Below are 12,448 nucleotides of genomic sequence, written 5' to 3' on the forward strand. Positions count from 1 at the left end.
CAATTGAAAGATGAATTTGTTGATTAAAAAAGTTGTTTTCGATAAAAAAAATAATTTAAAATATGATGACTTTAAGAACTAGATTAATTGCTGTTTTTATACTGTTTGCAGTGGTTACAAATGCTCAAAAAAACAAAGAAGTTACCGTGACATCTTTGTTAAAAGAAATGGTTGATAGAGAACAAGTAGCTCGCTTTCCTATAACTAATTTTAGGTTAAAACAGGAAAGTAGTTATAATAGAGTTTCAAAAACTCCTAAAGATTCTGTAGGTTGGTTTAGCAATCACGATTTTAATAGTAGTGAAAAAGATCATAATTTTATTAGAACAGAAGAAATCAACGGACAGAAGGAATGGGTGATGATGGATCATGTAGGGCCAGGAGCAATAGTGCGTACTTGGATGCCGTTTTTTAAGCCAGATAAGCCAGATACGGATATTGAAATTAAAATTTATTTAGATGGAAACCTAAAACCTGTTTTTCAAGGGAATATGTTAAGTTTATTAGATGGAACAGGAGAAATTCCTTTTCCCTTAGCACATCAATCTTTAAGATCGGCAGTATCTTTTTTCCCAATTCCTTATGCAAAAGGATGTAAAATTACAGCTACTGGGAGACCTTTTTTCTATCAATTTACCTATAGAGAATACGATGATTATACACCTATAAAAACGTTAACAAAAGAAGACTTTAATAATGCAATACCATTGACCAAAAAAGTTGGAGAATTGTTATTGCACCCAGAAAATACAAGTAAAGGGAAAGAAGTCTCTTTTAGCGCTAAATTAAAATCTAAAAAAGAAAAGTCTGTAACATTGCCTAAGGGGAATGCTGCTATTAACATGCTAAGCTTAAAATTAGATGATTATTCTAACGCCGAAGTAACAAGAACCGTTGTGTTAAAAATTGAGTTTGATGATGAAGAAACTGTTTGGTGTCCTATTGGAGACTTTTTTGGTTGTGGAATAGGATTAAATCCTTTTGAGGGTTGGCATAAATCTGTATACGAAGACGGAACCATGGTAAGTAGATGGGTAATGCCTTATCAAAAATCAGGAAAAATATCTGTGGTAAATTTAGGAGAAGAGTCTGTAAACGTAGAACTAAACGCTACGGTTGGTTCTTGGGAATGGGATGAGGATTCTATGTATTTTAATGCTGCTTGGAGAGGTCAATATCCTGTAGCTACAAGACCTTTTCCAGATTGGAATTATGTAACCTTAAAAGGAAGAGGTGTATATGTTGGAGATGCTTTAACTATTATGAATCCTGTAGCAAAATGGTGGGGAGAAGGTGATGAAAAAATTTGGGTTGATGGTGAAGATTTTCCATCAATATTTGGAACAGGAACCGAAGATTATTACGCATATTCTTGGGGAGGTAAGAGTACCGATTTTTACGAACATCCTTTTCATGCACAACCAAAATCTTATATCTACAACAAATTAAATCGTAAAAAAATTAAAGAGAGAAATACGTTAGGTTATAGCACAGAAATAAGAAGTAGAGCCTTAGATATTATGCCTTTTGGTAGTTCTTTACAATTAGATATGGAAATTTGGAGTTGGACAGATTGCGAAATGGGTTACGGAGTAGGAGTGTATTGGTATGGTGATAAAGAAACTACATCAAACAGAGTTCCAGACGAAAAAGAAGTGTTAAATGTACCTCCTTTACCAGATGGTTTTCCTAATTCTAAAAATGAAAAAAAATAATTCTGCTTGTTGGGTTTTATTTTATACCCAAAGAATCATAGGTGATAATAAATATAAATAATGAAGGTTAAATTTGAATCTCTATTATAAAAAAAATAATATAAAAATATGTTGAAAACAATCACAAGTGTTCTGAGTATTTTCTTGTTGTGTTTAACAAGTTGTTCTTCTGAGTATAAATACCAAGTAGATGAACAAGATCATGGTGTTACCATTCACCAAGATAGTACCTTAATTAGTGTTGAGGTAGTGAATGAATCTATCATTCATGTACACAAAATAAAAGTAGGAAGTAAGGCAACCACCATTCCCGATTATGTAACTGTTTTAGAACCTCAAAATATAGCATGGGATTTTACGGAAACTGAAGATAGAGTAACGATCAGCACAGAAAATGTAATGGTGTTTGTAAATAGTGATGGAACTATTGAGTATCAAACAAAAGACAATCAACCATTATTGGCCGAAACCAACGAAAATACTTTTATAAGAGCTAACGCTACAGATGAGCATAGTGTTTCTCAGGCTTTTGTAGCTGGGGACGAAGCATTATATGGGTTGGGACAGTTTCAAAGTGGTATTATGAATTGGAAAAATGTACCTATTCGTTTGCAACAATACAATCAAGAAATTGCCATTCCGTTTTTGGTATCTACCAAAGGATATGGAATTTATTGGCACAATTACAGTCTTACAGATTTTAACAATCCAGAAAACGAAATTGAGTTTGAAACTGTTGAAGAAGTTGTAGAAGAAAACAAGCAGGAACAAGTAGTGCCTGTAAACGGTGAAAAAGAGAATGTAGCTGCTTATGCAACCAAAGAAGCTAAGCAAAAGAATATTAGAGAAACTACTTTTACACCTGCTAAAACAGGGGAATATACATTTCTAGCTTTGAGTGACCATAAAGGTCGTATGAGAGGGAATATAAGTGTAAGTATAGATGGAGACCCTGTTATAAACTATGAAACTATTTGGATGCCAAGAAGATATTCTGGTAAAAAATATTTAGAAGCTGGTAAAACATACAAAGTTGTTTTTCAGAATACAGGAGCAAAAATACTAGGTAAAGTATTTTATAACGAACCAGATTTTAACAAAACTGTTTTTAGTAGTATTAAAGGAAATGCCATAGATTATTATTTCGTTTATGGAGAAAATCCAGGAACTGTAATTGCTAATTATCAAGACTTAACAGGAAAAGCACCTATGTTTTCTAAAAAATCTTATGGATTTTGGCAGTGTAGAGAAAGATATCACAATCAAGAGGAATTGTTAGAAAATGCTCGTGAAATGAGAGATAGAGATATTCCTGTAGATAATATCGTTCAAGACTGGTTTTATTGGCCAAAAGGAACCAAAGGACCTGAGTGGGATAGAGCAAAATACCCAGATCCAGATGCAATGGTTAAGGAGTTAACAAAGTTGAATTTAAACTTAATGGTTTCTGTATGGCCAGAGGTTAAAAACAAAGCATTAGAAGAAAAATACGGATTGACTAAAATAGAAAGTAGCAATTATGTAGATATCTATGATAAAAAAGTAAGCGATCAATTCTATAGAGCTTTAAGTGATTCTATGTTCCATAAAGGTGTAAAATCTATTTGGTTAGATGGAACAGAACCAGAAGGAGTCAACGATACTAGCGTAGGAACTGCTGTGGGGCCATATAAAGAAGTTCAAAACCCTTATTCGTTATTGGTTACAAAAACCATGTATGATGGTAGGAGAAAGGAATTCCCTATGGAGCGTGTGTTTAATTTAACACGTTCAGCCTATGCAGGTCAACAACGTTATGGAGCAACTTCATGGTCTGGTGATGTAGAAGCCTCTTGGGAGCAGTTTTCAGAGCAAATTGCAGCAGGTTTAAACTTTACTATGGCAGGAGTACCTTATTGGACTCATGATATTGGTGGTTTCTTTAGAGATTCAAAATCTATCAACACAAAGTTTGATAATCAATACACAAACCCTGAATACATAGAGTTGTTAACTCGTTGGTTCCAATTTGGTACGTTTAGTCCAATATTTAGAATTCACGGATATGTATCCGAAACAGAGGTTTGGAGATATGGAAAAGAGTTTGAAAATACAGCACGTAAATTTATAGATTTAAGATATCAATTAATGCCTTATATCTATTCTCAAGCATGGCAAATTACCAATAACAGTCGTCAGTTAATGACTCCTTTGGCATATCATTATCCTAATGATAAAAATACTTGGGGAATTAAAGATCAATTGTTTTTTGGAGAATCTTTAATGCTTGGTTTTGTTACAGAATATGAGCAAAGAAAAAAAGAGATGTATTTCCCTAAAGGGGTTTGGTACAACTTCTGGACAGGTGATAAAATACAAGGAGGTAAAACAGTAAATGTAAAAGCTGAATTAGAGGAAACACCAATATTTGTAAAAGAGGGAACTATTTTGCCTCTTGGACCAAAAGTTCAATATGCTAACCAATTAACTAAGGAAGCTCTTAAAGTTCTTATATATCCAGGTAAAGATGCCGAGTTTGTTTTATACTTAGATGATGGTGAATCTTATAATTACGAGGAAGGAACTTATTCTGAGGTGGTTTTTTCTTATTCTGAAAAAGAAAAAATATTAACTGTTAAAAAAGGAAAAGGAGATTATTTTGATTTTAGTATCTCTCCAATAGATCTAGATGTTTATATAGCTGGTGGTGATGGACAAGTAAAATTACACACTTTTTTAGGGGAAGAGTTAAAGGTTAAGTTTTAATAAAACCTACCTGCGTAAAAAAGAAAAGACAATACTAGGCTAAGTGGCCTAGTATTGTCTTTTTTGGTTTTTATTTTATACTAAAAGAACCATGTCTTATAACAAAATGAACAAGCATCAATTATTTTTACTGATATAATTGAGAGGTAAATAGATTCACAGAGGTTTTCTGAATGAAGTATTTGCCTATGAATTTTTTTAAAATAAAAATAGAGTCAAAATCATGAAGTTTTACATGTCCCTAATCTATTGTTTGTTCGGATTGCAATTATGTAATGGTCAATCCACCACAAGCAAATCAGTAGAACGTCCAAATATTATTTTTTTAATGACAGATGATCAACGTTGGGATAATATGGGATGTTATGGAAAACCTGAATTTTATACTCCCAATATTAATAAATTATCAAAAGAGGGAATCACGTTTGATAATGCATATTATGCGGTTGCTATTTGTATGCCTAGTCGTGTGACCATGATGACAGGACGTTACAATTCAAATCATAGAGTTGGGTTTGTAGCTCCAGATGATTATACATTGTCTCAAGCAGATTTTGCAAAAGGATATCCAGCTATACTTAAAAAAGCAGGTTACAGAACAGGGTTTGTTGGTAAAGTTGGTTTTACGGTAACCAAAGAAACTCAAAGACCAAGTACACCTAAAGAACATTTTTACAAAGAAAACTTAGGAAGTACTTTTGATTTTTTTGCAGGTAGTGAAACACAACCTCAAAAAGGTCTAGAATTGTGGCCAGAGAACGATTTAGCTTTACAAGAAATTTACAGAGAGGGGAGAACCAATACAGGGAGAACTTTAAAAACAGGAGAAGCCATGCTTCGTTTTTTAGAAACACAACCAGACAATCAACCTTTTTGCTTATCGGTGAGTTTTTATGCAGTAAAGCACGATTCTGATAAACACATGTACATGCCCCATTATGAACAATTTAAAAACAAAGATTTTACTGTTGCAGAAAATTGGGTAGAGGGAGATAATGAAGAATTGCCAAAAGTGGTGAAAGAAAATGCTCGTGGAGTGTATTTACATCGCCAAAGATCTTCTAAACCTGAGCAATACCAAAGATTGGTTCGTCGTTTTGCCACACAAGGTTATACTGTAGATGAGCAAGTTGGAAAGTTGATTGAAAAATTAAAAGAAAAAGGAATTTTAGAGAATACAATTATTATTTACACAAGTGATAATGGACGTTTCCAAGGTTCTCATGGACTTTTTGATAAATGTTTGCTTTATGATGAAGCAGTAAAAGCCCCGTTAATTATTTATGATGGAAGAAAATCTGCAACCGAGCGTAGTAGAAGAGAAGATGCTTTAGTTTCTTCGGTAGATATGGCTCCAACCATTGTTTCTTTAGCAGGCTTAGAAATTCCTAAAAGTATGCAAGGTAGAGATATTACAGGGGTTTTAAATAAAACTCAAGACATGTCTCAGTGGAGAGATGCCGTATTTATGGAAGATTTGTTTTTGGTAGATATGTTTAAAGCAAAATACAATCCTAAGGCAGATGAAATCAACCAAAAATTAATAGAAGAAAATAAATCTTACAGAGCAAGAGGGGTTAGAACTAAGAAGTGGAAATATTTTGTGTATTACGAACACAATCCTAGAATAGAAGAATTGTATGATGTGGCAAATGATCCTTTAGAACAAAATAACTTAGTTCACAGTGTTGAGCATACACAAGTTTTAAAAGAGCTTAGAAAAAAAACAGAGGAGCTTTATAAAAAGGCAGTTCAGTAAATGATAGACTGTTTTTTAAAATACTATTGATGTTTGCATCAATATGAAAATTAATAATGATTTAGTTTAGAAAATAAATTTATATGTTATTTAGAAAAGAATTACAGTGTTTGGCTGTGTTGTGTTTGTTTGTTATAGGTAGTGTTTTTGCACAAGCCACAAAACAAATTGGATCCTCAGATTTTTCTGATTGGTCGGGTGTACACAAAGTAAAAAAAGGAGAAGCAATTCTAACGAATAATAATGTGATTAGTTATACCTATAGCAATCAAAATAGAATATACTTTCCTGGAATTAAACGTGAGTATTACGGAGATGCTGCAGATTTTACATCTTACAAAGGATTGTGTTTTGAGTTGTTTGTAAAAAAGGAAGCTAAGGCAACAATAAAAGCGGTTTTAAAGGTTGATGAAAAAGATGAAAAAGATTTAAACCCTGTGAGTACTGCAAATATTCAGTTACAAGGAAAAGGGTGGCAAAAAGTATTTATTCCATGGGAAATGTTTGACATAGATGCAGGTCAAAAAATGGGAACTTTGTTCGCTATTAAAAACGTGGGATTATCAGTTTCCTCAGACAACAACAAAAGTTATAAGATTAAAAATGTATTTCTTACCAAAGGACAAACACATTATATAGATGCTGATATTAGAGGGAAATCTGCAGATGCAGGAGAAACGGTTGTATATCAATTAGAAATAGGAAACACCACCAACCAACCACAAATGGTTCAGTTGCGTGTAGAAACCATGGGGTGGGAATCTATGCAAGCTAGTTTAGAAACATCATCGGTACCATTAGCTCCAAACCAAATCAAAAAAATAGATTTAAAAGTAAAAATAGCTTCTCATTTACCAACAGGAATTAGAGAAAAACAAATCATTAAAGCCATTGCTAACGGTCAGGGAGCTTCGGTATCTACCTTAGAATTTACAACGGCAGTTAGGGTGCCAACCCCTAATATTGTTTTTACAGAAGACAAATGGCAAGAAGTAAAAGACAAAATAAAAAAATACGATTGGGCCAAAGAAGGATTGGCAGAATACGAAAGAAAAGCTAAAAAATGGAAACCGTCTAACGGAGTTGATTTTTCGAAAATAGAAGGGCCCTTATGGGGACAAAAAGTATATAGTTCTGTTGGGCATACAGAATATGATTGTGCCATTGCTTACCAACTAACAGGTAAAGAAGAATATGCTGCCAAGTGTATAAAAGTATTAAGAAGGTTAAGCGATCCTAAAATAGGGTATCCTGCTACTTTGGTAGGAGGTAGCAATTCTTTTGTAGGTGAAGGAAAGTTTTGGCAAGCAATAGGTCGTGTGTACGATTTGGTTAGAGATAGCAAACAGCTTACAGAAGAAGATCATAAAGCCATACAAAAAACATTAAGATTGTTTGTCAATCAAACCATTAAAGGAAATAGAAAAGGAGCTATTAGTAACTGGAATGCTGCCGAACTAACAGCAGCTTTGTATTGTGCTTTAAACTTACAAGATTGGCATTTAATAGATCAATTATTACATGCTCCAACAGGTTTGTACAAACATGCAGAACATGGAATTATGAATGATGGTTGGTGGTACGAGTGTGCTGTGGGGTACAATACTTGGGTAGCAACAGAATTTTCAGAAACAGCCATAGCATTGCAACCTTGGGGAATTAATTTTAAAGACATGGTGTTTCCTATTGGAACTACCAAACATTTTTCTTTGCTAGCAAGTAGGAGAGAAGGTGGAATTATGGGAATGGAGTTTGAGAAATGGGGAAAGATTGAAAAGAACCATGTAAAAATAAAAGACATGTGGGATGCTTCTATTCCGTTTATGGATTTTAGAGGTGTGTTGTTAGCGGTAAATGATGCGGTAGAAGATAAAATGTCAGGAAAATCTTATGAGTTGGCTTATTATTTATACAGAGATCCTGAGTATGCGGCCATTATTAATAGAGGGAACAAACGTGATTTATTGTACGGTGTTCCAGACTTGCCAAAGACTACTTCAGAAAAAATGACAGAATCTGTATATGCCGATAATATGGGAATTGTACAGTTGCGTTCTCAAACCAAAGGCAGAGAACAGTCAGAACAAATACAAGCAGCCATGCATTATGGTTCTCATGGTGGGTATCATGGTCATTTTGATAGAACCAACCTAGTGCACATGAGTCGTTACGGTCGTAGTTTTTATGGAACGTTAATGTATTGGTATAACTACAGTAGTTATTTGTACAAATTCTGGAAACAAGTATCCTTAAACAAAAACATGGTTGTGGTAGATCAAAAAATGCAACAACCAGTACCTAACACACGTTCGCTATTTCACTCAGGAGAAATGATGCAAGCTTCTGTGGTAGAAACCAATTCTAAATGGAGTTATGCTCCTTATGGAGGAATTCACTACAAGCCAGAGCAAACCTTTTCCGAAAAAGTATGGGAAGAAGGTAGATCTATTCCTATTCCAGAAAATGCTCCAGCGTATTCAGAAGTTACAGGATATACAGAACCCGTATATCAACGTAGGTTGATGGTGGTTTTAGATGATTATGTGTTGTTAGCAGATTATTTAAAAGCAGAAAAAGAACATGAATTTGATTGGATGTTCCAAGCCAAAGGATTTAAAGGAATTCAATCAGAAAACACTCAGTTTTTAAAGCATACCAAACAAATGAACCAAGATCCTTTAGGAAGTGCTCAGTTTATTACAGATTGTAATTGGTATCAAACAGAAGGAACTAGCCGTAGCAAATTTGAAATGTGTTGGGGAGATGATTGTGACAACGGAGGAGTTAGATTGCCACACAGTTTAGAGGGACCTCTAAAAATTGATGTATTTAATGCTTGGCCTAAAAAGGCAGAAGTAATGTTTGGTACTTCTACAGAGAGTTTTGGAGTGAACAAAAAAGTACACTATTCAGTAATTGCTGATGGTAAAGAATTGTTAAAAGACAAAACAGGTGCTTGGATTTTAGGAAGTAAAGACATTAGTTTAGAAGTAAGCGGAAAATCTAAAATAGTATTAAAAGCACTTATAGAAGGAAAAAGTAACAACAATACTTTGTTTTGGGGAAATGCAAGGTTTGTGAAGGCAGATGGTTCTGTTGTATATGTATCGGAATTACCAGTTACTTATACCAATGTTTTAGAACCAGAAAACAAAGGGAAAGATTACTACAACGGACCTATAAAAATAGGAGGAGAGCCTATGAGTAAATCTACTCCAGCCATGCCAATAAATACTAAGAAAGAAGCAGTGGTCACCATAGATATTTCTCAGTTAGGAGCTGTAAAGTTTGAAGCAACTATTGGAGGAGATTTTCCGTTGGGTGATGAAACTTCTAGGTTAAAATCAATGGCGGTAAGAACCAAAGGAAAAGAAGCTAAATATCTTTCTGTAATAGAACCTTATGAGAAGGAATCTTTAGTAAAATCTGTAGAAGCTAAAAACGAAAGTGAATTAACGGTTACTTTAACAGATGGTTGTGTACAAGAGCTTAAAATAGAAAATATAGATGCTAAAGATGGTAAGGTAAAAGTATCTGTAAAAGAATACAGAAACGGAAAGTTAGTTAGAGAAGAACAATCAAAATAGAATAAATAATGATGAAAAATAAATTCAGTTTATGGTTTTTATCTTCGGTAGTAGTTGCTGTAACACAAGCACAGGGAGTACAAGAAAAATCAACGAACGATTGGCCTGTATTAACGACATATGATGCTCATCATTTAGCTAAAATAGCCATGCCTATTGGTGGAGTTGGTACGGGTACAGTTGCCCTTGGTGGTAGAGGAGATTTACGCGATTGGGAAATGATGAATACAGCCGCCAAAGGTTACATTCCTACCAGTGAAAAACTAAGATACATCGGACCATTTTTTGCATTGTACACTCAAACTGCCGATGGTAAAAAAGATACAAGAGTGCTAGAAGGACCATTGGATTATTCGTTGTACGAAGGGGCTTTTGGGAGTCCTGCTGTAAATCATGGTTTTCCTCGTTTTGAATCTTGTACTTTTAAGGCTGCATATCCTTTTGGACAAGTATTACTTTCTGATAAAAAAGTGCCGCTTGATGTTCGTATCAAGGCATTCAACCCTTTAATACCTGGTGATGCCAATGCTAGTGGAATTCCAATTGCTGCCATTACTTATGAATTAACAAATACTACAGATAAAGCAGTGTTTGCCTCTGTTTGTGCTAACATGCCCAATTTTATAGGAGAAGATGGTTCTGTAAGAGAACCTATAGGGAGAGGTAATGCTTTAATTCCTGTAGGAGCTAAAGAGAATAAAAATGTTTTTAGAAAAGATAAAAATGCCCAAGGTATTTATATGAGTTCTGAAGGCGTAGAAAAGGATTCCGAAGCTTGGGGCACCATGGCTTTATCAACTTCTAGTAGCGAAAAGGTTACCTACCGTACGTCTTGGGGAAAAGAAGTGTGGGGGAATTCACGTTTAGATTTTTGGGACGATTATAGTATTGATGGTCGTATAGATAATAGAGAACATAATGGAGAAGATAGACCTATGGCTTCTATGGCTGTAGAAGTATCGGTTCCAGCAAATACAAGTCGTGAAGTAACTTTTTACCTTACTTGGCATTTTCCTAATAGAGAAACTTGGACTCCTGCAGAGGATGGTTTGGATAACATGTTAACCAATTATTACACCACTCAATACAAAGATGCTTGGGAGGTGGTTGAAAAAACAATTCCACAACTACCAAATCTTGAAAAGAAAACAAAGGAGTTTGTGAATGCTTTTGTGAATAGCGATTTGCCAAAGGTTGTAAAAGAAGCGGCTTTGTACAACACATCAACCTTACGTACCCAAACTTGTTTTAGAACTGCTGATGGGCATTTTTACGGATGGGAAGGAACCAGCAACACCAAAGGCGTTTGCCACGGAAATTGTACGCATGTGTGGAATTACGATCAGGCAACACCTTTTTTGTTTGGAGAATTAGCACGTTCTATGCGTGAAATAGAATTTGCTCATGCTACAGATGATAAAGGAATGATGAGTTTTCGTGTGAATTTACCACTAGAACGTGCCAATGAATTTGGTAGACCTGCTGCCGATGGTCAGTTGGGAGCTATCATGAAAATGTATAGAGATTGGCAGCTGAGTGGAGATGATGCGTTGCTGAAAAAACTTTGGCCAAAAGTAAAAAAGGCCATGGAGTTTTGTTGGATAGAAGGCGGTTGGGATTCTAATAAAGATGGTGTGATGGATGGTTGCCAGCACAATACCATGGATGTTCAGTACTTTGGACCCAATCCTCAAATGGGAATTTGGTATTTAGGAGCCTTAAAAGCAGCTTCAAAAATGGCCGACTTTTCTGGGGATAAAAAATTTGCAAAAACCTGTAACATTCTTTTTAAAAAAGGAAGTAAATGGATGGATGAAAATTTGTTTAATGGAGAATATTATGTGCATCACATTGAACCTCCAAAAAGCAGAGATGATATTGCGGCTCCATTGCTAAAAGGATTGGAGTCTAAAGATTTAGAAAATCCTGCATACCAATTGGGTAAAGGTTGTTTGGTAGATCAGTTGGTAGGTCAATTTATGGCTCATATTTGTGATTTAGGTTATTTAACCAATGAAGAAAACATAAAAACAACCTTAAATAGCATTATGAAATACAACTATAGAGACGATAGTAGTTCTGGTTTTAACAATATGCGTTCGTTTGTGTTGGGTGATGAAAAATCACTGGTGATGGCAAGCTATCCTGGAGAAAGACCCTTGTATCCGTTTCCTTATTTTACAGAAGCCATGACAGGTTTTGAATATACTGCAGCTATTGGTATGCTATACGAAGGGCAAACAGAAAATGGGTTAACAAATATTAAAAATATTAGAGACCGTTACGATGGATTAAAACGTAATCCTTTTAACGAAGCAGAGTGTGGAAATAACTATGCTAGAGCTATGGCAAGTTGGGGAGCAGTTATTGCGCTTTCAGGGTTTCATTATTCAGCTGTTGAAAAATCTATTCAGTTTACAGCAACTCCAGGGAATTATTTTTGGTCGAATGGAAATCAGTATGGAACCGTAGAAATAAAAAATAATGGGAGCAAAAAAATAGTATTGCTTAAGGTTTTAAAAGGAGAAATCTCATTAAAATCAGTAAAACTGAAAGGATTTGGAAGCACATCATTTAAAAATGAAAAAGTGTTAAAAGAAGGAGTGTCACAGGAGTTTATAATTCAAAAGTAAAAACATAAA

At 34.7% G+C, this 12,448-nt stretch carries 5 protein-coding genes; all 5 read left to right on the top strand.

Annotation, left to right across the window (positions count from 1 at the left end):
• The first annotated feature begins 62 nt into the window (after positions 1–62).
• The 5 genes from AXE80_RS03405 (at position 63) to AXE80_RS03425 (ending at position 12,439) form a co-directional block, all read left to right on the top strand.
• Entirely contained in the window at positions 63–1,715 is a 1,653-nt protein-coding gene (locus tag AXE80_RS03405) for a glycoside hydrolase family 172 protein (RefSeq protein ID WP_083194546.1), read from the top strand.
• A 108-nt stretch (positions 1,716–1,823) separates the two neighbouring features.
• Positions 1,824–4,460 carry a glycoside hydrolase family 31 protein gene (locus AXE80_RS03410; protein ID WP_068824479.1) on the top strand — a complete coding sequence of 879 codons (2,637 nt, stop codon included), beginning with the start codon at positions 1,824–1,826 and terminating at the stop codon, positions 4,458–4,460.
• A gap of 235 nt (positions 4,461–4,695) precedes the next feature.
• A complete protein-coding gene (locus AXE80_RS03415) occupies positions 4,696–6,219 on the top strand; it encodes a sulfatase-like hydrolase/transferase (protein WP_068828646.1) in 1,524 nt (507 codons plus the stop codon).
• An 83-nt stretch (positions 6,220–6,302) separates the two neighbouring features.
• Positions 6,303–9,806, top strand: coding sequence for an alginate lyase family protein (locus AXE80_RS03420; RefSeq protein WP_068824480.1), 3,504 nt, complete (start codon positions 6,303–6,305; stop codon positions 9,804–9,806).
• An 11-nt stretch (positions 9,807–9,817) separates the two neighbouring features.
• The gene (locus AXE80_RS03425) at positions 9,818–12,439 is read left to right on the top strand and encodes a GH116 family glycosyl-hydrolase (protein WP_068824481.1); all 2,622 of its coding nucleotides are present in this window, start codon (positions 9,818–9,820) and stop codon (positions 12,437–12,439) included.
• The last annotated feature ends 9 nt before the right edge of the window (positions 12,440–12,448 follow it).

This window comes from Wenyingzhuangia fucanilytica (assembly GCF_001697185.1).
In the GTDB taxonomy this organism is placed as follows: domain Bacteria; phylum Bacteroidota; class Bacteroidia; order Flavobacteriales; family Flavobacteriaceae; genus Wenyingzhuangia; species Wenyingzhuangia fucanilytica.